Source organism: Agrobacterium sp. 16-172Ci (assembly GCF_053522725.1).
On record NZ_JBNWBW010000003.1, the window covers coordinates 67,847 to 91,734 of the forward strand.

The window sequence follows — 23,888 nt, forward strand, 5'->3', positions numbered from 1 at the left end:
ACGCTGAAATCAAATCTCGAACGTGCCCGAAGCAACGCGCACCGCGTGGCCGCCGATGCGGGCGCGGGCGATTTCGCCGTCCTTGACGTCCATACGCAGGTGGATATGGGACGGTCGTTCCATCTCCACGCCCTGCTCGATCAGCAGAGGATAATGGCCATCGGTCAGGCCATCGAAATGGTGGATGGCGCCGGAAAGGGCGGCCGCGGCGGAGCCGGTGGCGGGGTCTTCTGAAATGCCCATATCTGGAGAGAACATGCGGGCGTGGAACTTCGCAGCGTGATTGACGCCGCCGCGACAGTAGATATAGGCCGCCGTCAGGCGTCCTTCGACCAGAGGGGCGGTGCGCAGCCACAGATTGGCATCGAAATCCATGTCCCTGATGGCGGCGATATTGTGCAACGGTACGATGAGGAACGGTACCCCGGCCGTCCAGATCGACGGCACATGGTTTTCAAAGCCAAGATGCGCCTCGCTGACGCCCAATGCATCGGCAAGCGCGGTGTGATCGAGCGGTAATTCCACGCGGGACGATTTGCGCGGCAGGTCGAATTCCGCGAAGCTGACCGCGCCGGCACGCATCTTCACCGCGCAACGCACCGGACCCACCTGCTCTTCCAGCACGCAGACCATATCGATATCGTCATCGCCCTCGCCGCGATTTCGCTCGGCGATGGCGACCGCCGCGCCAACTGTCGGATGGCCTGCGAAGGGCAGTTCACCCGATGGCGTGAAGATGCGCAGCGAAGCCGCATGGGCCGGATTGCTGGACCTGTTGACGAAAACCGTCTCGGAGAGATTCATCTCCCGCGCGATCGCCTGCATCGTGGCCTGGGGAAGATCATCGGCGTCATACATGACGGCCAGCGGGTTTCCCGCCATTTTCGTCTCGGTAAAGACATCGTAGATATCGTAGTTCAGCGCCACATCCGTCTCCTGCCACTCGTCATTCCGACTGCTTTGGCAAACTGCATCAGGCCGTTCCGCATCGCAACCCTTGTCGGCGGGTGCAAATCAAGAAGCTGTGGACCGGAGCGGTGCGGTCCGCCATCAGGGAACGCCTGCGTCTTCGAAAGGCCTTGTCGCCAGCCGTCGTCTTCATGTACCAAGGGTGCGTCTGGCGGCTTGTTATCGACCTCCCTGTCGAGGTTTAAAGATTTCGAGCCGCTTCAACGGGTTACAGCGCCTTGCGTGGACGGTTTCCGGTCTGCGCGTTGTCGAGGGAAGCGGATGTCGCATTCTACCTATTCACTGTCCTTCGTCGCCTCGGCAACCGAGGAGGCGCAGACGGCGCTGAAAGAGCTGAAAGGCATTTACGGCGATACACCGTTCGAAGAGGCGGAGGTGATCGTCGCGCTCGGCGGCGACGGCTTCATGCTGCAGATTCTCAACGAGACGATGAATTCCGGCAAGCGGGTCTATGGCATGAACCGGGGGTCCGTCGGCTTCCTGATGAATGACTACCGGGTGGACGGCCTGCTGGAGCGCATCGCGGTGGCGAGCGGCAACGATTTCCATCCCCTGCGCATGACGACGACGGATTCCGACGGCGACGAATTCACGGCACTTGCCATGAACGAGGTCAGCCTGTTTCGCCAGTCGCATCAGGCCGCCAAGCTTCGTGTGGAGGTGGACGGCAAGGTGCGGCTGGAAGAATTGATCTGCGACGGCATGATGGTGGCAACCCCGGCAGGGTCGACAGCCTACAATTTCTCCGCCCATGGACCCATCCTGCCGCTGGAATCGCCGCTGCTTGCGCTCACCCCGGTCAGCGCTTTCCGGCCGCGACGCTGGCGCGGCGCGCTTTTGCCGAATAAGGTAACGGTCGATATTCATGTTCTCGAACGCGACAAGCGCCCGGTGAATGCGGTGGCCGACCACACCGAGGTGAAATCCGTTCGTCACGTTCGGATCGCACAATCGCAGGACAGGACGGCCAGAATTCTCTCGGATCCGGATCGTTCATGGTCGGACCGGGTTCTCGCGGAACAGTTCAACAATTGACGCCCACAATCGACAATGGCCATGCAACTGACAAGACCTATCCTCGCTGCCTTTCTTTTCGCCGCCGCCGTGCTTCCCGCGCGGGCGCAGACGGAAGCGATTGACACGCTGCCGGTTTCGGCAATCTTCGTCGTCAGCAGCGGCATGTGGGAAGATCGCAATCTTGAGCCGGTGAAAGGCCCCGACGGGCAGTTGCGGCCGCCGCCTGCCTCGCCCACGCGCGGCTATTACAAGGTCATCGCCATCCGCCAGGGCGACGGCACGGCGAAAATCTACCTGCAGCGAATCGTCTTTACCGCCGATGGGCCGAATCTCCTGGAAAATATCGAGCTGGAAGAATTCAGCCAGATGAAGTCCTATGTCACGGATATTCGCCCCGAAAGCTCGAATGGCGCACCCGCCTCGCCCGGCCTGTTCGTGACCGTCTACCTGAAGACGGACCCGATAGCCAAGGAAGCGGAAAGCTGGACGATCCTGATCGATGAGCTGGGCGAGATGAAGATCGAGAAAGCGTCCAACTGATCGGCCAGATGCGCGGCTCGGGCAAGGTTACGCTTGCAGCGCCTCCGGCCCGACAAGAACCGCACCGAAATGATGTTTCCACAATCTCGCACCGAGTTCACCGCTGCGGTCGAGACTGGAGCCCACCGTAAGCCACGGCAACAGCGTGGGATGCAGCCCCGCATCGAAGAGGGCAAAACCGGCGGCCAGCACGCAGGTATCGGCCTGAATGCCGCAGACCAGCACCCTGTCGAGTTTCAGCGACAGAAGATGGTCGATGACCTCCCGGGGTGGCGCATAACCGTGTTTGACGAATATGCGATCTGCCGCAACAAGCGACTCGTCGTCCCTGCCCGGTTTCCAGCCGAGTTGCCCCTCAAAGGGTGTTACGCTTTCATCATGGCGCTCGACACTGGCGATGCTGGGCATTGTCAGGGCGAGAGCGGATATTTCCGCCACCAGCGCAGCCGGCGGATTGAAGCTTGGCTGGACGTCAACGATATAGAGCGCCTGTTTCATGCTTGTCCTCCAACGAAAAACCCCTCGCAATGGGTTTGCGAGGGGTAATCTTTTTCAATCGACGCACTTGGCGCGTCAGTCGATATCCGCGACTTCCACATCCGCGCCGCCGCTGATGCGATGCGCGAGGGCCGCTTCCATGAACTCGTTCAGATCGCCGTCCAGCACGTTGCTGGGTGCGGTGCTTTCCACGCCGGTGCGCAGGTCCTTGACCAGCTGATAGGGCTGCAGAACGTAGGAACGGATCTGGTGGCCCCAGCCGATATCGGTCTTGGATGCAGCCTGCGCATTGGCCGCCTCTTCCCGCTTCTGCAGCTCCACCTCGTAGAGGCGGGCGCGCAGCATGTCCCACGCCTTGGCGCGGTTCTTGTGCTGGGAACGCTCCTGCTGGCAGGCAACGGCAATACCGGTCGGAATATGCGTGATACGCACGGCCGAGTCGGTGGTGTTGACGTGCTGGCCGCCTGCGCCGGACGAACGATAGGTATCGATGCGACAATCGCTCTCGTTGATGTCGATCTGGATCGAATCGTCGACGACGGGGTAAACCCAGACGGAAGAGAAAGATGTGTGGCGACGCGCATTGCTGTCATAAGGCGAAATACGAACGAGGCGATGCACGCCCGATTCCGTCTTCAGCCAGCCGAAGGCATTGTGGCCCTTGACGAGGATCGTCGCGGACTTGATGCCGGCTTCTTCGCCGTCGTGAACTTCGAGCACCTCGACCTTGAAACCTTCGCGGTCGGCCCAGCGGGTATACATGCGCAGAAGCATGTTCGCCCAGTCCTGGCTTTCGGTGCCGCCGGCACCCGAATGCACTTCGAGATAGGTATCGTTGGTATCGGCTTCGCCTGAAAGCATGGCTTCCACCTGACGGCGGTTCGCCTCGCTCTTCAACGCCTTCAATGCGTCTTCGGCGTCCTTGACGATCTCGTCATCGCCTTCCATCTCGCCGAGTTCGATCAGCTCGATATTGTCCTTGAGCTGCTGCTCCAGCGCCTTGACGCCATTGATGCTGTCGTCCAGCTGCTGGCGTTCGCGCATCAGCTTCTGGGCTTCAGTGGCATCGTTCCAGAGGGTCGGGTCCTCTGCCTTGTTATTCAACCAGTCCAGTCGTCTTATCGCCTGGTCCCAGTCAAAGATGCCTCCTCAGCAGGCTTATGGCCTGCTTGATTTCGTCGACTACGTTCACGATTTCATTGCGCATTTCGCTGGTTCTTCACCTTCATTGAAACTCGTTGCTCAAATAAATGCGGGGGGCGCGGATGTAAAGACCCGCGCCCCCGCCAAACGTCAGGAGTGATATCAATAAAGACCGCCGCCACCGCCGGTGATGGCCTGCTGCGCCTGCGGCGACGTCTTCAGAATGTCTTCCTGCGACATGTATCCGTCATCGCCGATGACAGAGAAGGTGGAAGCAGGACCCGTGCCGGGCTTGAAGGCTTCCATGATGGTGTCGGGCTCGCCCTCGACCGCCGCCATGCCGGTCTTGCGGTTGACGGCGACGAAATTCATGCCGGCAGGTACGATGAACTTGCTTGGCTCCATGTGCTTGGCCGCATCGGAGATGAACTCACCGAATATCGGCGCCGACAGCGAGCCGCCCGTGCCGCCACGGCCGAGAGGGGCCGGCGAATCGAAACCGATATAGAGGCCGGCGACCATGTCCGGCGTGTAACCGACGAACCAGGCATCCTTTTCATCGTTGGTCGTGCCCGTCTTGCCGGCAACCGGCAGATCGACCTTGATCTTGCCCGCCGCCGTGCCGCGCTGCACGACGCCTTCCAGCATCGAGGTCGTCTGATAGGCGGTCATCGGGTCGAGAACCTGTTCGCGATTGTCGACGATGACAGGCTCATCCTGGTTCTGCCAGCTTGTCGCGTTGCAGCCTTCGCAGGCGCGCTCCTCATGCCGGAAGATCGTCTTGCCGTAGCGGTCCTGAATACGGTCGATCAGTGTCGGCTTGATCTGCTTGCCGCCATTGGCGATGACCGAATAGGCCGAGACCATGCGCATCACCGTCGTTTCACCGGAACCCAGCGACATGGACAGAAGCGGCGGCATCTTGTCGTAGATACCGAAGCGTTCGGCATATTCCGCAACCAGATTCATGCCCATATCCTGCGCCAGACGCACCGTCATGAGGTTACGGGATTTCTCGATACCGAGACGCAGGGTCGACGGGCCGGCGGAACCGCCGCCGTAATTCTGCGGCTTCCAGACCTGATTGCCGGAAACGACCTCGATCGGCGCATCGAGAATGACCGACGCCGGCGTATAGCCATTATCGAGTGCCGCCGCGTAGATGAACGGCTTGAAGGAGGAGCCCGGCTGGCGCATCGCCTGTGTCGAGCGGTTGAATTCCGACTGCGCATAGGAGAAACCGCCGACCATGGCCAGAACACGGCCGGTATGCGGGTCCATCACCACCATGCCGCCCTGCACTTTCGGCGGCTGGCGCAGGCGATACTCGTTACCGGAATTGGAAAGCGGCTGCGCATAAACCACGTCACCGGCGGAGAGGACGCCAACCGGAGACTTGGCGGTCGCCTTCTTGCCGGTCGCATCGCGGAAAGCCCAGCGCATGTTTTCAGCGGAGATGTGGCCGCGCGTGCGCTTGTCGCCATCTTCCGTTTCCGTGTCCGGCTGCACGCCGATGTCGACGCCATCGGCAGCGACAGCGAGGACCACAGCGACTTTCCATTCCGGAACGTCGCGCAGGCCCTTGACCTTGGCGAGCGCCGCCGTCCAGTCCCCCGCAGTCTCGATCTTTTCGACGGGTCCGCGGAAACCGCGACGCTCATCATATTGCACCAGACCGTCCTGAAGCGCCTTGCGGGCTTCCATCTGGATCTGCGGATCGAAAGAGGTGCGGACCGAGAGCCCGCCTTCGAGAAGCGCTTCCTCGCCGTATTTCTCGACGATCTGGCGGCGGACTTCCTCCGCGAAGTAGTCAGACGCGAAGATATGCGCGCCACCGCGACGCAGATTGACGCCAAGCGGCTGCTTTTTGGCGTCCGTGGCGTCGGCGACCGTGATGTAGCCATTTTCGGCCATGCGGTCGATCACCCAGTCGCGACGCTCAAGAGCCGCCTTTTCGCGGCGGATGGGATGGTAGTTGGCCGGACCCTTCGGTAGCGATGCGAGATAGGCGGTTTCCGCAATCGTCAGTTCCGTCACCGATTTGTTGAAATAGGTGAGCGCCGCGCCGGCAATGCCGTAGGAATTCAGGCCGAAGAAAATCTCGTTGAGATAAAGCTCGAGAATCTTGTCCTTGGAGTAGGTCTGCTCGATGCGGAAGGACAGAATGGCTTCCTTGAGCTTGCGGTCGATGGTCTGGTCGTTGGTGAGCAGAAAGTTCTTCGCCACCTGCTGGGTGATGGTGGAGGCGCCGACCGGACGGCGGCCGGAGCCAAAATTCTGGATATTGACGAGAATCGCGCGGCCGAGGCCGAAGACATCCACACCCGGATGGTTGTAGAAATTCTTGTCTTCCGCCGAAAGGAAAGCAGCCTTCACCCGGTCGGGAATGGCCTGGATCGGCAGGAACAGGCGTTTTTCATGCGCATATTCCGCCATCAGCGCGCCGTTGCCGGCATGCACGCGGGTCGTCACCGGCGGCTCATAGGTGCTCAAAACTGCGTAATCCGGCAGGTCCTTCGTCACGCCGTGCAAATAAATCGCACCGGCGGCGGCGGCGCACAGGAAGAGCACGCTGGCCAAGCCGAAAAAATATCCAATCAGTCTGATCATACCAAGCTACCGATAATTCGAATCGTAACCATCAACGCCCGACGATTTACGGGCGCATCCTTGCATATCGCGTGCCGTTTTGCACACCATACCTTCGATGACAAGCCGGATACGGCAGCATTCGCTGATATGTTACCGGGCGGTAGGCCCGCAATCGCGCTGCGGACGCTTTGCGGATCGCCACCGAATCCGCTTTCCGAGTAACGCGGCGAATGTGAGTAAAATAGGGCTTCGCCTTCGTAATCGTCCGCAAGACCCAAGAATTGAACAGCTTTTCGGCGGTCAATTGCAGGGCGGCAACAGCATTGCCGCTCCGCCGGCTGCCCTCTCAGCCGCCATTTGCCATGGCCTTGGCGCGGTATCGCCCAACGGCGGTTGCCAGCGTATCGGCCACCTTCTTGCGCCATTCCCCATCGAGAAGCAGCTTTTCGTCTTCCGGATTGGAGAGGAAACCGAGTTCCAGCAGCACCGACGGCACATCGTGGGCGCGCAGCACCATGAAACCGGCGTAACGGTGCGGATTGTTGATGAGCCCCACCTGCCCCTCGAAGGAGGAGACGATGTTTTCAGCCAGCGTCACCGAAAAGGCCTGCGTTTCACGGCGGGTGAAATCAAGAAGAATATCGGCCACTTCCGGCGGCTCGCTGGAAGCAGCGACGCCCGCGATCTGGTCAGACTTGTTTTCGCGCTCCGCCAGTTCCTGCGCCTGCCGGTCCGATGCCCGGTCCGACAATGTATAGACGGTCGCGCCCCGGATGCCCTTTTGCTTCAACGTATCCGCATGAAGGGAAATAAAGAGGTTGGCATTGTTCTGCCGCGCGATGGTCACCCGTTCCGACAAGGCGAGAAAGGTATCGGAATCGCGCGTCAGGAAAGCCTTGATGCCTGGCTCGCGGTTCAGCCGCTCGGCAAGTTCCTTGGCGAAAGTCAGCGTAATGACCTTTTCCTCGGTGCCGGTGGTGCCGCCGGTGGCGCCCGCATCGATGCCGCCATGGCCGGCATCGACAGCGATGACGAATTCCGCTGGCCGCGACGTCTTGTCATCCGGCGTGATCGCGGCAGTCGTCACCGGGGCTGGCGCCTGCCACTGCTGATCCTTCACCAGTTCCGCGAACTTGCCCTTGGTGGTGATTTCCGTATCGAGCACGAAATGGAAAGATTGGCCGTTATCGGTCTTTTTGGTTTCGGCAACCGCCACCTGAACCGGCTTTTTCGCCGTCAGCACGATGCGGGCGCTGTTCTGCCCCATGCTGCCGAAACGGATATCCGAAAAAAGACCGGTCGGCTTCAGGTCGGATGCGGGAAAGCTGAAATTCACCGCCGGAAAGTCCACAACGATGCGGGCGGGCGAATCGAGATAGTGAACGTCGAATTCCGGCTCTTCGGCGAAGTCGAGAACGATGCGCGTGCGCGCCTCATCGCCGATGATCCGCGCCTGATGAACGACGAGCGGCTCCACGGCATGGGCTGCCGGCGCGGCGGAAATAGAGGCGACGACGGAAAATGCCAGAGCCGCCGCAAGCCGCGCGATTCGCGCGCCAAGCCGCCCTCTCCCACCGAATATCGCTGCGTTGCGCGTGAAATTCATGGTCTTCAAGAAATTCCGTATTTCAGTCATTTTCGATAAAGGGCGAGGAAAAACGCCGGCAACAGTGCCGTTTCGACCACGCCGTACGATAGTTTGCGCGTTTGCGCCCCACAATCGCAGGCCTTGGTGAACCAATTGTTAACCCGGAAATTCCACCAATAATATGGCATATTTAGCCAGCCTATTGCTATTATGACAGAGAAAACATACAACACGGATGAGGGTTAAAAGTGTTGACGGGATAGATGCCCGCCGGCTGCCAATCGAAAAAGACGCTGGCGCTGCAAATCGGGCAATCATCTGCCGTCGTTACATTTATCCTGAAACTCGATCAATTCCGGCCGTGGCCGGAGACCTACCCGGTGGCGCTGCCACCGCCGCTCTGAGGAGAGCAAATTCATCGGATCCCAAGGGGTCTATATATTATTGTCGTTCCGCCTGGCCAATGATGTCGCAGCAGTTTTCACATGAACCGGATACCAGGAGCAGGCCAAGCGCCTCGCCGTCGGTCCGGATGCTGCCAGTTTACAGACGCCCGGCAGGAGACTTCATTTCCGGCACATCCTTGAACTCATATGAAAGGCTCGTCCGTGTGGCGGGCCTGTTCTCGTATAAAACAAGGCTGCGCCGAGGAGCACAGCTTACATGGCAGACAAAATGCTTATCGACGCCTCCCACGAAGAGGAGACACGCGTAGTCGTTGTCCGTGGGAACCGGATCGAAGAATTCGATTTCGAATCGGAGCACAAGAAACAGATCCGCGGCAATATCTACCTTGCCAAGGTCACGCGGGTTGAACCCTCGCTTCAGGCGGCCTTCGTCGATTACGGTGGAAACCGCCACGGCTTTCTCGCTTTTGCGGAAATCCATCCGGACTATTACCAGATTCCGCTCGCCGACCGTCAGGCCCTCCTGAAAGCGGAAGCCGAGGATCATCGCCGCAGCGACGATTTCGAATCCGCTGACGCACCCGAGCCCGGCGCCCCCATGATCGACCTTTCGCAGGTGGATCAGCCGGATGTCGGCATTGTTTCCGCCAGCGAAACCACTGAAACGGTCGTCGTGGAAGAGACTGCGCCTGCCGCGGAAGAGGTTTCCGGAGAAGCGGCCGTCGAGGCCGTAGCCGAAGAAGCGCCCGCCGAGGAAGAAAAGCCGAAGAAGCGCACCCGCCGCCCCCGCGCCAAGAAGAAGACGGCAGAAGAAGAAGCCGCAGCGGCCGAGGCCGCCGAAGCGTCTTCCGAAGACGATGGCAGCGCCGGTGGTGAAATGGCCGCCATGGTCGATACCGACACGATTTCCGAGGAAGTCGAGGGTCTTCGCCGCGGCAATGACGATGATGACGACGACGATGACGATCACCACGAAAAGGAAGTGATCGAATCTGTCGGCGCCGAAGACGCCATGGAAGAGGTTCCGGACCGCGTCGCCCGCAAGCCGCGCAAGCAGTATCGCATTCAGGAAGTCATCAAGCGCCGCCAGATTCTTCTGGTGCAGGTGGCCAAGGAAGAGCGCGGCAACAAGGGCGCGGCGCTGACCACTTACCTGTCGCTCGCCGGCCGTTATTCCGTTCTGATGCCGAATACGGCGCGTGGCGGCGGTATTTCCCGCAAGATCACACAGCCGGCCGACCGCAAGCGCCTGAAGGAAATCGCGCGCGATCTGGAAGTGCCGCAGGGCATGGGCGTTATTCTGCGCACCGCCGGCGCAAACCGCACCCGCGTCGAAATCAAGCGCGACTTCGAATATCTGATGCGCCTGTGGGAAAATGTCCGCACGCTGACGCTGAATTCCACCGCCCCCTGCCTCGTTTACGAGGAAGGCTCGCTCATCAAGCGTTCGATCCGCGATCTTTACAACAAGGATATCGGCGAGATCATCGTTTCTGGCGAAGACGGCTATCGTGAAGCCAAAGACTTCATGAAGATGCTGATGCCGAGCCACGCGAAGGTGGTTCAGCCTTACCGCGACATTCACCCGATCTTCTCGCGCTCCGGTATCGAAGCCCAACTCGACCGGATGCTGCAGCCGCAGGTCACGCTGAAGTCGGGCGGTTACCTCATCATCAATCAGACGGAAGCGCTGGTTTCCATCGACGTCAACTCGGGCCGTTCGACCCGCGAGCATTCCATCGAGGAAACCGCGCTGACGACGAACCTCGAGGCGGCGGAAGAAGTGGCGCGCCAGCTGCGCCTGCGCGACCTTGCCGGCCTTGTCGTCATCGACTTCATCGACATGGAAGAAAAGCGCAACAACCGCGCTGTCGAGAAGAAGCTCAAGGATTGCCTGAAGAACGACCGCGCGCGCATCCAGGTCGGCCGTATCTCGCATTTCGGCCTACTGGAAATGTCGCGCCAGCGCATCCGCGCTTCGGTGCTGGAATCGACCACGCAGGTCTGCCAGCATTGCGGCGGCACGGGCCATGTTCGCTCGGAATCCTCCATCGCGCTGCATGTGCTGCGCGGCGTCGAGGAATATCTGCTGCGCAACACCACCCACAACATCACGGTGCGCTGCACGCCGGAAACGGCGCTCTACCTGCTCAACCACAAGCGCGGCACGATCGTCGATTATGAAGGCCGCTTCGGCGTGTCGATCATCATCGCTGCTGACGCCGGCGTCGGTGCGCAGCATTTCGCCATCGATCGCGGTGAAGCCGTCGAAAATCCGGTGAAGATCGAAAGCCTCATCCAGATGCTGCCGAACTTCGTGGAAGAGGAAGACGATTTCGTCGCCGAGGTGGAAGAGGACGAAGACGAGGAAGAAATCGTCAAGGCGCAGACCGCCGAGCCACGCCAGCAGCAGCAGGGCGACAATGGCGAGGAAGGCAAGCGCAAGCGCAAGCGTCGCCGCCGCCGTCGCGGCAAGGGCGGTCAGGGCGAGCAGAACGGCGCGCTCGACGCCCAGTCCGGCGATGCGGAAGGCGATGATGCCGAAGGTGATGACGATGGCGTCGAAACCGATGAAGCCGATGCTGAAACCGAAAACGGTGCAACGGAAGCCGTAACCTCCGAAGAGGACGGCAAGCGCAAGCGCCGCCGTCGCGGCAAGCGCGGCGGACGTCGCAACCGTGCGGAAGACGAGGCTCTCGATGCCGCCGGCTCGGAAGCCGAAGGTGAAAGCGAAGAGGCTTCCGCCGAAGCATCCGTAACCGAAGAGCCGACCGCCGCCGAGGTGGTGGAAGGTGCGGTTGCCGAGGTCGCGGAAGAGGACGTGCCGAAAAAGCCGCGCCGCACCCGCAAGGCGAAAGCCAAGACTGAAACCGAGGAAGCGCCGAAGGCCGAAGCTGTTGAAACGGTGGAGCCGGTGATCGTTGAGGAAACCGTGGTGGACGTCGCGATTGAAGAAGCGGGTGAGGCTTCGGCCGATCTGGCTTCGGAAGCGGAAGCACCGGCCACGGAAGAAAAGGTCCGCGCGAACCGGGGCAGCAATGTCTCGAGCTCGGAGCCGGTGGTCACCTCTTCCGGTTCCTCCACCCCCGCCGATGGCGAGGAGCCGAAGCCCCGCAAGGGTGGCTGGTGGCAGCGCAAGGGCTTCTTCTGAGAGAAGCCACATCCTGAATAAAAGACGCCCGCAACGATGTTGCGGGCGTTTTCTTTTGTCGGCGCAAAGAGCGGTTTTTTGAGCTGCTGACATTTCCTCATTCCTGCGCTTGTCACAGGGATGAGTAGTGGGAAAGGCCAACCCGTCAAACAGACCGCGTCAGCCCGCCATCAACGCGGATATTCTGACCGGTAATATAACCGGCCCCATCAGAGGCAAGGAATGCCACGGTGGCGGCGATTTCCTCGCTCTTGCCGTAACGCTGCATCGGCACGCTCTCGCGGCGCTCCTCCGTCGCCGGCAGGCTGTCGATCCAGCCGGGCAGAACATTGTTCATGCGCACATTGTCGGCCGCATAGGTATCGGCGAAAATCTTGGTGTAGGAGGCAAGGCCGGCGCGGAACACGGCGGATGTCGGGAACATGCTGCTCGGTTCGAAAGCCCAGGCGGTCGAGATGTTGACGATGGCGCCCGCCTTCTGTTTCACCATGACGGGGGCAACGATCCGCGTCGGGCGAATGACGTTCATGAGGTAGACATCGAGGCCGGTGTGCCATTGCTCATCGGTAATATCGAGAATGGAGGCGCGCGGGCCATGGCCGGCGCTGTTGACCAGCACATCGATGCGGCCGAATTTTTCGATTGTCAGATCCGTGAGCCGCTGGAGATCGTCATTGGACTGGTTGGAGCCGGTGACGCCGATGCCGCCCAGCTCCTGCGCCAGCGCCTCTCCCTTGCCGGAAGAAGACAGGATCGCGAGCTTGTAGCCATCCGCGGCCAGACGTTTTGCCACGGCGGCCCCCATGCCGCTGCCGCCTGCCGTTACAATCGCTACTTTTTCTGCCGACATCGCTTTTCTCCTTGTCCTAACCTTAAGGGTGTCCCGCACCACATTGGCCCATCTATAACGGGTTTCAAAGGCGAGTTCGAACCAGAAAGCCTTGCAGCGGCATGCAGAAAAACTGATGCTGGAAATATCAGCCTAAGCTGTTCCCTCTCCCGGATGGGCTTTCCGGCTGTCGGCTGGCGCTTCCTCCCTCTCCTCCAGGCCATAGTTGCGGATCACCTGCGCGATACGCAGCCGGTAATCGGAAAAAACACCGGACCGGCCCAGCGACTGCGCGGCGCGATGCGGCATGGTGTTGCGCCATGCCCTCACCGCCTCCTCATCCCGGAAGAAGGACAGAGAGAGCATCTTGTCCGGATTGCCGATGCTTTGAAACCGCTCGACGGACAGGAAGCCGTCGATGGTTTCCAGCTCAGCCCGCAGGCCTGCCGCGATGTCGAGATAATGCTGCTTCTCGCCTTGAGCCGGCCAGACCTCGAAGATAACGGCGATCATTGTCCGCCTCCGGCGTGCGGAGCGGAGGCGAGACCGAGGAAAAGCCGGTCCTCGCGACGGATGAATTGTTCGCGGCGGGCGAATTCGTAATTTTCCCGCCCTGCAGGATCGGCGGCGAGCCGTGCCCTGTAGGCTTCGTAAGCGGCGAGATTTTCGATGTTATAGACACCGTAGGCAATGGTGCTCGATCCCTCTTTCGGCGCGTAATAACCGATCAGACCAGCCCCGCAGCGCGGTATCGCCTCACCCCATGTGCGGGCATATCGCTCGAAGGCGTCGACCTTGAAAGGATCGATCTCGTAGCGGATGAAACAGGTCAGCATCGTTTGTCTCCTCGTGGTTTGCTCTCTTTTAAGCCATTGCTTTGCATCAATGCTTCGGCTACCATCGAAGCATGAAAGACGGACCTCTGATCGCCAATGTTGCCGCGCTGATCGGCGACCCTGCCCGCGCCAACATCCTGACGGCGCTGATGGACGGACGCGCGCTGACCGCAAGCGAGCTTGCCGAAGCCGCCGGAGTGACGTTGCAGACCGCCAGCGGGCATCTATCGAAACTCTCCGAGGCGCAGCTCCTGAAAGCGGAAAAACAAGGGCGTCACCGCTATTTCCGTCTTTCCGACGAGGATGTGGCGCATGTTCTGGAAGCGTTGATGGGTCTTGCCCAGCGCACGGGCGCAGTCCGCGTCCGCACGGGACCGAAGGACAAGGCATTGCGGGAAGCGCGCATCTGCTACGATCATCTGGCCGGGGAAAGCGGCGTGGCGCTGCTTGCCGCCATCACCGCAAAAGGGCTCGTGACGTTAGGTGACGATCCTGCCCTAACCGAGAACGGACGCGACTTCTTCTCAAGCTTCGGCATCGACCTTTCGTCACTCGAAAAGGCCCGTCGCCCGGTCTGCCTGCATTGCCTGGACTGGAGCGAACGTCGCCATCATCTCGGCGGCGGGCTTGGTGCATCGCTTCTCGAAGCCATGCAGCAGCGCGACTGGCTGCGGCGCGGAAACGGCCGTGTGCTGACCTTCACTGCAAAGGGTGAAAAGGCGTTCAACAGCACCTTCGGCTGCACGCCCGCCTGATTTCCCTTACCTGATTTCCCCGAGCGGATGACCCCGGCTTACTTCAGCCAGCCGGCAATACGTCCAACGGCCTCGGCGATATCCGACACGGAACCCGCATAGGAAATGCGCAGCGCCCTGTGGCCTTCCTCGGGGTCGAAATCCATGCCCGGCGTCGCCGCCACATCGATTTCCGCCAGCATGCGCTTGGCAAAATCCATGCTGTCATTAGAAAAACGGCTGGTATCGACATAGGCGTAAAAAGCGCCATCCATGGGGGATGCCAGCGGCAGGCCGATCTCCGGCAGGCGCGCCATCAGGAAATCGCGGTTGGTGCGATAGCTTTCCCGATAGACATCCAGCTCCTCCGCCGCCGAAAAGGCTGCGGTCGCCGCAAGCTGCGACAGTTCGGGCGCGGAAATATAAAGGCTCTGGGCCAGACACTCGACTGGGCGGACCAGATTTTCGGGCAGCACCATCCAGCCGATGCGCCAGCCGGTCATGCAATAATATTTGGAGAAGGAGTTGATGATCACGGCATTGTCGGTGATTTCAAGCGCACTCGTCTCTTCGCCGACAAAGGTAAGGCCGTGATAAATCTCGTCGGAAATGAAAGCCATGTCGCGGCTTTCGCAGTAGCTCGCAAGCCGCTTCAGCGCCTCACGGCCGGTAACGGTGCCGGTCGGATTGGCCGGGCTTGCCAGAAGCACACCCTTCAGCTTGCAGCCGGCCTTTGTCTCCGCGCGCTCCAGACTTGCCGGGGTCAGCGTATAGCCGGTTTCCGCCGTAACCGGCACTTCCACGACATTGAGGCCGAGAGCCTTCAGAATATTGCGATAGGCCGGATAGCCGGGCCTTGCGATGGCGACATAATCGCCGGCATCGAAAAGGCTGAGGAAAGCGAGGTTGAAGGCTGCGGATGAGCCCGTGGTCACGGCGATGCGGGCCGGATCGATGGCGACCTGGTGGCGCAGCCGATAATGGCCGGCAATCGCCTCGCGCAGCTCACGCAGGCCGAGCGCGTCGGTATAGCCGATCCGCCCATGCTTCAGCGCCGCCTCAGCCGCCGCAAGCGAGGCTTTCGGCGCGGGATGCGAGGGCTGGCCGACCGCCATGGAAATGACGGGGCGGCCCGCCTGCCTGCGCCGATTCGCTTCCGCCAGAATATCCATGGCGTGAAAGGGTTCGACTGCGCTCCGCTTCGACATCGTAATCAAGGGCATGCTCTTTCCTGAACCGTATTTCAGAGACTTGCCGCAGAATCACAATCTTCACAATCATGCGATCATAATGCGGACAAGTATTTTTGCCGTATGGCATTTGGCTTAAAGTAAGGTAATTGCCTTCATAAGATTTCAAGAGGCTCCGGCCGCACAGAATGAGGACCGATATGGCGCATTTTCTCCTTTCCACCCTTCTCGCCAGCGTGACGGCCCTTTCGACGGTATTCGCCTCCCTGCCCGCCCATGCGCTCGACGAGCAGCAGAAGAAGGAAATGGGCGAATTCATCAAGCAATATCTGATCGAGAACCCGGAAATCATGCTCGAGGTTCAGGATGCGCTTGAGCGCAAGCAATATGCGGCGCGCAACGCCAAGGCGGCGGAAGCCGTCGCCGACAACAAGAAGGCCATCTTCGAATCGAAATTCGATCTGGCGCTCGGCAACCCGGATGGCGACGTCACGCTGGTCGAGTTCTTCGATTACAATTGCGGTTATTGCAAACGCGCCATGGGCGACATGGACAATATTCTGAAGAGCGACAAGAAGGTGCGTGTCGTCCTCAAGGAATTCCCGATCCTCGGACCGGAATCGGTTGCGGCCCACCGTGTCTCCAATGCCGTGAAGCTGCTGGCGCCGGCCAAGTATCCCGAATTCCAGCGCACGCTCCTCGGCGGCCGCGGGCGCGCGAATGAGGACAGCGCCATGGAGGTCGCGACCTCGCTCGGTCTCAAGGAAGCCGACATCCGCAAATCGATGGCGGAAAACCCCAATGACGAGCAGGTGCAGGAGACTTACAAGCTGGCAACCAGCCTCGGCATCACCGGAACGCCGTCCTATATCGTCGGCGACGAGGCGGTTTTCGGCGCGGTCGGCGCTGACCCGCTGAAGGAAAAAATCGCCAATATGCGCAGCTGTGGAAAAGCCACCTGCTCCTGATTGCCAAAAAAGCCACTGCATTCCCTGTGAGATGCCTGCCAAGCGGCCGGTTTAGGGCTTGCGGGGGCTTTTCCTTGACGGCTGCGCAGTCTATAGGTGTCGCTGATTTTCTTATGGAAACGTGAATGAGCAACATCATCATCGTCATCAACGGCCCCAATCTCAACATGCTGGGAAAAAGGGAACCGGGTATCTATGGTGGCAAGACGCTGAAGGACATCGAGAATGATTGCCTTCAAGCCGGTGCCGATCTCGGTTTCGCAGTGGAATTCCGCCAGTCCAACCACGAAGGCGTGCTGGTGGACTGGTTGCAGGAGGCGGGCGAGCGGGCGGTAGGCGTCGTCATCAATCCCGGCGCCTACAGCCACACATCCATCGCGTTGCATGACGCCATTCGAGCGATTTCCACGCCCGTCGTGGAAGTGCACATTTCCAACATCCACGCCCGCGAAGAGTTCCGTCACAAATCGATGGTATCACCCGCGGCAAAGGGCATGGTCTGCGGTTTCGGACCATATGGATACATCATGGCGCTTCACGCGCTGAAAAACATCACGGCATAAAAAGAAACAAAGAATAGGGTTTGTCATGTCTGAAAAGAAACAGGGTATCGACAAGGAACTGATCCGCGAACTCGCGAATATCCTCAACGATACCGACCTTTCGGAAATCGAAGTGGAGCAGGACGACCTGCGCATCCGCGTTTCCCGCGCCGCTCCCGCCGCCACGGTCTATGCCGCAGCGCCTGCTGCTTATGCGCCCGCACCGGCAGCAGCCCCCGTTGCTGCACCGGCCGCAGCCGCGCCGGCCGCCCCTGCGGCCTCCGCAGCGCCCGCCCGCAACCCGGCCAACACCGTGTCCTCGCCCATGGTCGGCACGGTCTATCTTTCGCCTGCCCCGGGCGCACGTCCCTTCATCGAAGTGGGTGCAACCGTCAAGGAAGGCCAGACCATCCTCATCGTCGAAGCCATGAAGACCATGAACCAGATCCCGGCTCCCAAGTCCGGCAAGGTCGTGGAAATCATCGTCAACGACGCTCAGCCCGTGGAGTATGGCGAAGCCCTCGTGGTCATCGAATAAAGGCGGTTCAGCATGGTTTCGAAGATCCTCATAGCCAACCGCGGCGAGATCGCGCTACGCGTCCTGCGCGCCGCCAAGGAACTTGGCATTCCGACGGTGGCCGTGCATTCCACGGCCGACGCGGACGCCATGCATGTGCGCCTTGCCGACGAAAGCGTGTGCATCGGCCCGCCGCCCTCGCGTGACAGCTACCTCAACATCCACCAGATCGTTGCGGCCTGCGAAATCACCGGTGCGGACGCCGTTCACCCTGGCTACGGCTTCCTGTCGGAAAACGCCAAGTTTGCCGATATCCTTGACGCGCACGGCATCACCTTCATCGGACCGACCGCCGAACATATCCGCATCATGGGCGACAAGATCACCGCCAAGCAGACGGCGCAGGAACTCGGCATTCCCGTGGTTCCCGGTTCCGATGGCGAAGTGAAGCCTGAAAACGCGCTCGAAATCGCCCGGACGATTGGCTTCCCGGTCCTCATCAAGGCGACGGCGGGCGGCGGTGGTCGCGGTATGAAGGTGGCGAAGACTGAAGCCGATCTGGAAGAGGCCGTTGCGACGGCCCGCTCCGAAGCGGCAGCAGCCTTCGGCAACGACGCCGTGTACATGGAAAAGTACCTCGGCAAACCGCGCCATATCGAAGTGCAGGTTTTCGGCGATGGCGAAGGCAATGCCGTTCACCTCGGCGAACGCGATTGCTCGTTGCAGCGCCGCCACCAGAAGGTGCTGGAAGAAGCCAATTCGCCGGCTCTGACCGTCGAACAGCGCATGAAGATCGGCGAGATCTGCGCGAGCGCCATGCGCAAGCTGAAATATCGCGGCGCCGGCACCATCGAGTTCCTTTATGAAAACGGCGAGTTCTATTTCATCGAAATGAACACCCGTCTGCAGGTGGAGCATCCGGTGACGGAAGCCATCACCGGTATGGATCTCGTGCAGGAACAGATCCGGGTCGCTTCCGGTCAGGGCCTGTCGGTCACGCAGGACGATATCGAATTCCATGGCCATGCCATCGAATGCCGTATCAATGCCGAGGACCCGCGCACCTTCGTTCCCTCACCGGGCACGCTGACCTATTTCCACACGCCGGGCGGTCTTGGCGTGCGCGTCGATTCGGGCGCCTATCAGGGCTACAAAATCCCACCCTATTACGACAGCATGATCGGCAAACTGATCGTTCACGGCCGCGACCGTGACGAATGCATTCGCCGTCTGCGTCGGGCGCTCGACGAATTCGTCGTTGATGGCATCAAGACCACGCTGCCGCTTTTCCAGGATCTCCTTCAGAACGAGGATATCCTGAAGGGCGATTACGACATTCACTGGCTGGAGAAATATCTGGCCGGTGGCGCGTCTCACTAAGACGATATGGTTGGGCGGCGCAGTAGAAATAACGGCATAACGGTCGATATCCTGCTGCGCGCCTATTCCGCCGGCCTGTTCCCAATGGCCGATTCGGCTGACGATCCCGAGCTTTTCTGGGTCGAGCCGGAAATTCGGGGGATCATCCCCCTCAATGGTTTTCACGTTTCCAAAAGCCTCACCAAGGCGATGCGCAGGAAGCCGTTTGAGATTCGCTTCAACACCGCCTTCGAAGCGGTGATGGCAGGATGTGCGGCGGAAGCGCCGGACAGACCAAGCACCTGGATCAATGCCACCATCCGCAGGCTCTATACCGAATTGCACCAGATCGGCCACGCCCATAGCGTCGAGGCATGGGAGGGCGAGGAGCTTGTCGGCGGGCTCTACGGCGTCTCGCTGGGCGCCGCCTTCTTCGGAGAGAGCATGTTTTCCCGCCGCACCAATGCATCGAAGATTTGCCTCGTGCATCTGGTAGAGCGTTTGCGGCAGCAGGGGTTTACGCTGCTCGATACGCAATTTACGACCGAACATCTGAAGACATTCGGGGCAATCGATATTCCGAAGTCGGAATATGCCACGATACTTGAAGCGGCTGTCGACAGGCCGGACGTACCCTTCGAAAAATTGTCTGCGCAAGAAAATCCCCGCTGAAAACAACCTGAGATTTTGCTTGCAACCCTCGAAAACATGACCTATCCGATCATGATATATGGTTTGCCGAGGGATGGCCATGCGCTGGATTGCGGCCTTGTTATTGATGTTGACGCCGGCGGCGAATGTCACCGCTGCCGAACAGCGCCCCAACCCGCAGGCCGGCTGGCGAAGCGAAATTTCCCGAGCCTTGACGGGCGTAACCGGCCGCCCCGAATTCAAGGTCGTGCGGACGAACAAGAAGCAGGTACTCCTTGTTACTTTCCGCGTTGACCCGGCGGGAAAGATGCAGGCTGTTCAGGTCAAAAACATAAGGGATAGCACCTATCAGACAAGAACGGCCGTGAAGAGGGCATTTTCTGAAATCAGGTTCCCCTCACCTCCCGCCGGCGATCAGCCCAACAAGTTCACCGTTCCGATCGTGATCGAGCCTGAACTGACACGGGAGGAAATGATCGAACAACTGGAAAGCAAAAGCAAAGCCCTGGCCGATTTGGCCGAGAAGCTCAGACGCCAGAAATAGGCGCGGTCGTGGGTTAATTACTTGCTTGCCGTTGAGGGAGCGGGAACTTCCGAGTCCTGCTTGCAGCCCGTCAGCCACACGTCGTAGATGGGGTGTTCCACGGCGTTGAGGCCGGGGCTGTCGGCGAACATCCAGCCCGTGAAAATCCGCTTGATCTTGCGGTCGAGGGTGATTTCATCCACCTCGATGAAGGCATCGATCTTCTGCGCTTCCGTCTGGTCGCGGGAATAGCAGACTTTCGGCGTCACCTGAAGCGCGCCGAACTGCACGGTCTCATCGATATAGACATCGAAGGAAGTGATGCGGCCGGTGATCTTGTCGATGCCGGAAAACACCGCCACACGGTTTTCAAGACGAGCAGCATAAACGGGCGAAATGAGGATGACAGCAGAGACCGCTGCAAACAGCGAGACTGTCAGCGCACGCAAAGAACGATCCCGCGTGAATTTCCTCATACGATATGTCTCCAAATATTTGCCTGTGTCGAACCGCCGACCGGATCAACGCCTAAGGGCGGAATGTGGCAAAAACCGGTGAGGCCGGATGCAAGCGCGGCGTTTTGCACAACACCGCGCATCGCAAGATGCTTAGTTGCCGGGGGTCCAGGCGTCGTAGTCGCCGGTCACGCGCGGGCGCTCGCCAGCCACGGCCAACGATCCCTGCGGGCGATAGGCCTTGGAGGAACCGGTGAGGTTCGGCTGATGCGGCTTCTGCCAGTCGCGGGCAACGTAGCTTTCCTGGCTCGGCGGCACGTCGGTGCGGTAATGCATCCAGCCATGCCAGCCGGGCGGAATGGCCGACGCTTCGGCATAACCATTGTAGATGACCCAGCGGCGCGGCATGCCCCAGGAAGTGGTGCCGCCTTCGTAATAGGTGTTGCCCAACTCGTCCTGTCCTACCTTCTTGCCGAAACGCCAGGTATGAAACCGCGTTCCGATCGTCTGGCCGTTCCACCAGGTGAAGATTTGCGTCAGGAGAGTCTTCATTCTACGTTCCTCGGGCTTGAATGCGCCGCAGCGATTTTCCGTGCACGGCACAAGACATGCTTATGCCGCCCCTCACGGCAATTGTCCAGCATTTCGAGATATATCCGCGCTATTTCAGCTTCATCCTGAAGCCTAAATGCCGCTTCTCGAAACCCAGCCGCTCATAGAAGCGGTGAGCGTCCAGCCTGGCCATGTTGGACGTCAGCTGCGCGGCGTTCAGGCCCTGACGGCGGGCTTCGTCCAGGCAATGATTGATCATCACCGCGCCGATGCCGCGACCGCGCATGTCGGCACGCGTCTGCACCGCCTCGATCACCATGGACTTTGCCCCTCGCCCGACGAGCTTGGTCAGGATCGCCGTCTGGAAGGTGCCGACCACCTCGCCATCCAGTTCCGCCACATAGAGCGTTTCGCTCGGCGACGCTTCGATGGCGCGGAAAGCGGCGAGATAATCCGGCTGCGCCGATTCTTCCGCCGTATCGCCGTGGCCGCCGATCTCGTCGGCGGCAAAAATGGCGGCGAGTGCCGGAAGATCGTCTTCGCGCGCCGTGCGGATGATCAGTTGTTGAAGTTTCTCATTCATCGGGTCAGGCTCTTTTCCATAACGACGCCGGGCAGACCCTCGATGCCCGCCATGCGCTCGATTCGGTCGACCTCGACAAATCCGACGCCTTCATAAAAGGCGATTGCGACAGTATTTTTAGGCTCGACTTCCAGCCGCATGATTTCCGCATCCGGAAAACAGGTTTCCAGTTCGGCGAAGAGATCGCGGCCGACGCCCTGCCGCTGAAGGTCAGGCGCGACATAGAGCTGGTGCAGCAGGGCTGTCTTCGCCATCTTGGTGGACATGGAGCCATAGGCCATGCCGCCAATCCGCTTGCCGTCGTCAGCCACCAGAAACTCGCCGCCCTTTTTCTCGATGCGGTCCTTCATGGCCTGCGGCGAATGCCATGCGAGGATCAGCTGGTTGACCTTGTCCACGCCATAGATCGCATCATAGGTCGCGTGCCACGTCGTGGCGAGCAGGTTGCGCACCGGCTCAATGTCACGCAGGCTTGCCGTGCGGATGAAGAACATGATTTGGCTCCGTCTTGAAACAGAAATGCCGGGCGTTGATCCCGGCAGAAGTGATGTCAGTCCCTCGTGCCCGACGTCGTCCTCGGGCCTGTCCCGAGGATCTGAGCACATTGGACCTTGTGGGTCGTTAGATCCTCGAGACAAGCCCGAGGATGACGGATGAGAGCTTTCTGCCTCGATACCTGTGAGCACGAGGCAGCGTCCGCTTACTCTTCCTCGATACCGAGCTTGGCCTTCACCAGCGCCTGCACCGCCTGCGGGTTAGCCTTGCCGCCCGTCGCTTTCATGACCTGACCGACGAACCAGCCGGCAAGAGTCGGCTTTGCCTTCACCTTCTCGACCTGATCCGGGTTGGCGGCGATGATCTCATCCACGGCCTTTTCGATGGCGCCGGTATCGGTCACCTGCTTCATGCCGCGGGCTTCAACGATTTCCGCCGGGTTGCCGCCCTCGTTCCAGACGATTTCGAACAGGTCCTTGGCGATCTTGCCGGAAATGGTCTCGGCCTTGATGAGATCGATGATGCCACCGAGCTGTTCGGGCGAAACCGGCGTCGTCTCGATATCCTTGCCCGATTTGTTCAGCGCGCCGAGCAGATCGTTGATGACCCAGTTGGCGGCAGCCTTCGCATCGCGGCCGGCGGCGACGGCCTCGTAATAATCGGCAATCGCCTTTTCCGAAACGAGGATCGAGGCGTCATAGACCGACAGGCCGAGATCGGCCACGAAACGGGCTTTCTTGTCGTCGGGCAGTTCCGGCAGGTCGACCTTCAGCGCCTCGACGAAAGCATCGTCGAATTCGAGCGGCAAGAGGTCCGGATCGGGGAAATAACGGTAATCATGCGCATCTTCCTTGGAGCGCATGGACCGCGTCTCGCCCTTGCCGGGATCGAACAGGCGGGTTTCCTGATCGATCACGCCGCCATCTTCCAGAATGGCGATCTGGCGGCGCGCCTCATATTCGATGGCCTGACCGACGAAGCGAATGGAGTTGACGTTCTTGATTTCGCAGCGCGTGCCGAAACCTTCGCCCGGACGGCGCACGGAGACGTTGACGTCGGCGCGCATCGAGCCTTCATCCATGTTGCCGTCGCAGGTGCCGAGGTAACGCACGATGGAACGCAGCTTGGTGAGATAGGCCTTGGCTTCGTCAGACGAGCGCATATCCGGCTTGGAGACGATTTCCATCAGCGCCACGCCCGAACGGTTCAGGTCCACGAAGGACATGGTGGGGTGCTGGTCATGCATGGACTTGCCGGCGTCCTGCTCCAGATGCAGACGCTCGATGCCGATTTCGATATCTTCGAAATTGCCCTGACGGTCCGGACCGAGCGAAATGGTGATGGTGCCCTCACCGACGATCGGGTCCTTGAACTGCGAAATCTGGTAGCCCTGCGGCAGGTCCGGATAGAAGTAGTTCTTGCGGTCGAAGATCGAGCGATTGTTGATCTTGGCTTTCAGGCCAAGACCGGTGCGCACCGCCTGCTTCACGCATTCCTCGTTGATGACGGGCAGCATGCCCGGCATGGCGGCATCCACCAGCGACACGTTGGAATTCGGCGCATTGCCGAAGGTGGTCGATGCACCGGAAAACAGCTTGGAATTGGAGAGAACCTGCGCATGCACCTCCATGCCGATCACGATTTCCCAATCGCCGGTGGCGCCGGGAATGAAGCGTTTCGGGTCGGGGGTGCGCACGTCTACAAGGGTCATCTGAAGCTCACGATATACGGGTTCTTTGGCCTTGGTGG

General features: G+C 60.1%; 24 protein-coding genes. 10 read left to right on the forward strand and 14 right to left on the reverse strand.

Annotated features, from left to right (window positions below; translation table 11 throughout):
- Positions 1-9: 9 nt before the first annotated feature.
- Positions 10-927: a PhzF family phenazine biosynthesis protein gene (locus ACQZ40_RS05040; RefSeq protein WP_065653944.1), complete on the reverse strand. Its 918-nt coding sequence runs from the start codon at positions 925-927 to the stop codon at positions 10-12.
- A gap of 303 nt (positions 928-1,230) precedes the next feature.
- On the opposite strand from ACQZ40_RS05040, the gene ACQZ40_RS05045 reads away from it, so the two are divergent.
- Both ACQZ40_RS05045 and ACQZ40_RS05050 read left to right on the forward strand, forming a co-directional pair.
- Positions 1,231-2,004: an NAD kinase gene (locus tag ACQZ40_RS05045; RefSeq protein WP_020810264.1), complete on the forward strand. Its 774-nt coding sequence runs from the start codon at positions 1,231-1,233 to the stop codon at positions 2,002-2,004.
- A gap of 21 nt (positions 2,005-2,025) precedes the next feature.
- Entirely contained in the window at positions 2,026-2,526 is a 501-nt protein-coding gene (locus ACQZ40_RS05050; protein WP_080857006.1) for a hypothetical protein, read from the forward strand.
- 27 nt (positions 2,527-2,553) lie between these two features.
- Here ACQZ40_RS05050 and ACQZ40_RS05055 read toward each other — a convergent pair whose 3' ends face one another.
- The 4 genes from ACQZ40_RS05055 to ACQZ40_RS05070 form a co-directional block, all read right to left on the reverse strand.
- Complete coding sequence (locus ACQZ40_RS05055) at positions 2,554-3,024, reverse strand: cysteine hydrolase family protein (RefSeq protein WP_174039091.1); 471 nt, start codon at positions 3,022-3,024, stop codon at positions 2,554-2,556.
- 75 nt (positions 3,025-3,099) lie between these two features.
- Positions 3,100-4,231, reverse strand: a protein-coding gene (gene prfB / locus ACQZ40_RS05060) for a peptide chain release factor 2 (RefSeq protein ID WP_173999815.1) whose coding sequence is annotated in 2 segments (ribosomal slippage) — positions 3,100-4,161 and positions 4,163-4,231 — 1,131 coding nt in all. Because the reading frame shifts where the segments join, the coding sequence is not laid out codon by codon here.
- Positions 4,232-4,329: 98 nt separating this feature from the next.
- On the reverse strand, positions 4,330-6,777 hold the full coding sequence (locus ACQZ40_RS05065; RefSeq protein ID WP_065653947.1) for a penicillin-binding protein 1A: 2,448 nt from the start codon (positions 6,775-6,777) through the stop codon (positions 4,330-4,332).
- A gap of 328 nt (positions 6,778-7,105) precedes the next feature.
- On the reverse strand, positions 7,106-8,365 hold the full coding sequence (locus ACQZ40_RS05070; RefSeq protein ID WP_271045091.1) for an N-acetylmuramoyl-L-alanine amidase: 1,260 nt from the start codon (positions 8,363-8,365) through the stop codon (positions 7,106-7,108).
- A 645-nt stretch (positions 8,366-9,010) separates the two neighbouring features.
- Here ACQZ40_RS05070 and ACQZ40_RS05075 point away from each other — a divergent pair.
- A complete protein-coding gene (locus ACQZ40_RS05075) occupies positions 9,011-11,905 on the forward strand; it encodes an Rne/Rng family ribonuclease (RefSeq protein ID WP_078053989.1) in 2,895 nt (964 codons plus the stop codon).
- A gap of 145 nt (positions 11,906-12,050) precedes the next feature.
- Here ACQZ40_RS05075 and ACQZ40_RS05080 read toward each other — a convergent pair whose 3' ends face one another.
- From ACQZ40_RS05080 to ACQZ40_RS05090, 3 genes are all read right to left on the reverse strand, one after another.
- Complete coding sequence (locus ACQZ40_RS05080; protein ID WP_065653950.1) at positions 12,051-12,755, reverse strand: SDR family oxidoreductase; 705 nt, start codon at positions 12,753-12,755, stop codon at positions 12,051-12,053.
- 132 nt (positions 12,756-12,887) lie between these two features.
- Positions 12,888-13,247 (reverse strand): antibiotic biosynthesis monooxygenase family protein, encoded by a 360-nt coding sequence (locus ACQZ40_RS05085; protein WP_078053991.1) that lies wholly within the window; start codon positions 13,245-13,247, stop codon positions 12,888-12,890.
- Positions 13,244-13,570, reverse strand: a complete 327-nt coding sequence (locus tag ACQZ40_RS05090; protein ID WP_078053992.1) for an NIPSNAP family protein — start codon at positions 13,568-13,570, stop codon at positions 13,244-13,246. Before ACQZ40_RS05090 ends, ACQZ40_RS05085 begins: the two co-directional genes overlap by 4 nt.
- A gap of 71 nt (positions 13,571-13,641) precedes the next feature.
- Between ACQZ40_RS05090 and ACQZ40_RS05095 the strand changes: the two genes are divergently transcribed.
- Positions 13,642-14,325 (forward strand): ArsR/SmtB family transcription factor, encoded by a 684-nt coding sequence (locus ACQZ40_RS05095; RefSeq protein WP_078053993.1) that lies wholly within the window; start codon positions 13,642-13,644, stop codon positions 14,323-14,325.
- A 38-nt stretch (positions 14,326-14,363) separates the two neighbouring features.
- On the opposite strand, the gene ACQZ40_RS05100 is transcribed toward ACQZ40_RS05095, so the two are convergent.
- On the reverse strand, positions 14,364-15,521 hold the full coding sequence (locus ACQZ40_RS05100) for a pyridoxal phosphate-dependent aminotransferase (RefSeq protein ID WP_003521454.1): 1,158 nt from the start codon (positions 15,519-15,521) through the stop codon (positions 14,364-14,366).
- 173 nt (positions 15,522-15,694) lie between these two features.
- Between ACQZ40_RS05100 and ACQZ40_RS05105 the strand changes: the two genes are divergently transcribed.
- From ACQZ40_RS05105 to ACQZ40_RS05130, 6 genes are all read left to right on the forward strand, one after another.
- Positions 15,695-16,462, forward strand: coding sequence for a DsbA family protein (locus ACQZ40_RS05105; RefSeq protein WP_443408180.1), 768 nt, complete (start codon positions 15,695-15,697; stop codon positions 16,460-16,462).
- Positions 16,463-16,587: 125 nt separating this feature from the next.
- Complete coding sequence (gene aroQ, locus ACQZ40_RS05110; protein ID WP_065653953.1) at positions 16,588-17,025, forward strand: type II 3-dehydroquinate dehydratase; 438 nt, start codon at positions 16,588-16,590, stop codon at positions 17,023-17,025.
- 25 nt (positions 17,026-17,050) lie between these two features.
- Positions 17,051-17,542, forward strand: a complete 492-nt coding sequence (gene accB, locus ACQZ40_RS05115) for an acetyl-CoA carboxylase biotin carboxyl carrier protein (RefSeq protein ID WP_078053996.1) — start codon at positions 17,051-17,053, stop codon at positions 17,540-17,542.
- 12 nt (positions 17,543-17,554) lie between these two features.
- Positions 17,555-18,901, forward strand: coding sequence for an acetyl-CoA carboxylase biotin carboxylase subunit (accC, locus tag ACQZ40_RS05120; protein ID WP_174035924.1), 1,347 nt, complete (start codon positions 17,555-17,557; stop codon positions 18,899-18,901).
- Between the two features lie 6 nt (positions 18,902-18,907).
- The gene (gene aat / locus ACQZ40_RS05125) at positions 18,908-19,552 is read left to right on the forward strand and encodes a leucyl/phenylalanyl-tRNA--protein transferase (protein WP_174035923.1); all 645 of its coding nucleotides are present in this window, start codon (positions 18,908-18,910) and stop codon (positions 19,550-19,552) included.
- Positions 19,553-19,631: 79 nt separating this feature from the next.
- Complete coding sequence (locus ACQZ40_RS05130) at positions 19,632-20,075, forward strand: hypothetical protein (RefSeq protein ID WP_448747524.1); 444 nt, start codon at positions 19,632-19,634, stop codon at positions 20,073-20,075.
- A gap of 17 nt (positions 20,076-20,092) precedes the next feature.
- Here ACQZ40_RS05130 and ACQZ40_RS05135 read toward each other — a convergent pair whose 3' ends face one another.
- The 5 genes from ACQZ40_RS05135 to gatB form a co-directional block, all read right to left on the reverse strand.
- A complete protein-coding gene (locus tag ACQZ40_RS05135; RefSeq protein ID WP_080856277.1) occupies positions 20,093-20,530 on the reverse strand; it encodes a DUF2155 domain-containing protein in 438 nt (145 codons plus the stop codon).
- 132 nt (positions 20,531-20,662) lie between these two features.
- A complete protein-coding gene (locus ACQZ40_RS05140) occupies positions 20,663-21,061 on the reverse strand; it encodes an NADH:ubiquinone oxidoreductase subunit NDUFA12 (protein ID WP_003521463.1) in 399 nt (132 codons plus the stop codon).
- A gap of 109 nt (positions 21,062-21,170) precedes the next feature.
- The gene (locus tag ACQZ40_RS05145; RefSeq protein WP_080856276.1) at positions 21,171-21,644 is read right to left on the reverse strand and encodes a GNAT family N-acetyltransferase; all 474 of its coding nucleotides are present in this window, start codon (positions 21,642-21,644) and stop codon (positions 21,171-21,173) included.
- Positions 21,641-22,138 (reverse strand): GNAT family N-acetyltransferase, encoded by a 498-nt coding sequence (locus ACQZ40_RS05150; RefSeq protein WP_080856275.1) that lies wholly within the window; start codon positions 22,136-22,138, stop codon positions 21,641-21,643. Before ACQZ40_RS05150 ends, ACQZ40_RS05145 begins: the two co-directional genes overlap by 4 nt.
- A 206-nt stretch (positions 22,139-22,344) precedes the next feature.
- On the reverse strand, positions 22,345-23,850 hold the full coding sequence (gene gatB / locus ACQZ40_RS05155; protein WP_080856274.1) for an Asp-tRNA(Asn)/Glu-tRNA(Gln) amidotransferase subunit GatB: 1,506 nt from the start codon (positions 23,848-23,850) through the stop codon (positions 22,345-22,347).
- Positions 23,851-23,888: the final 38 nt, after the last annotated feature.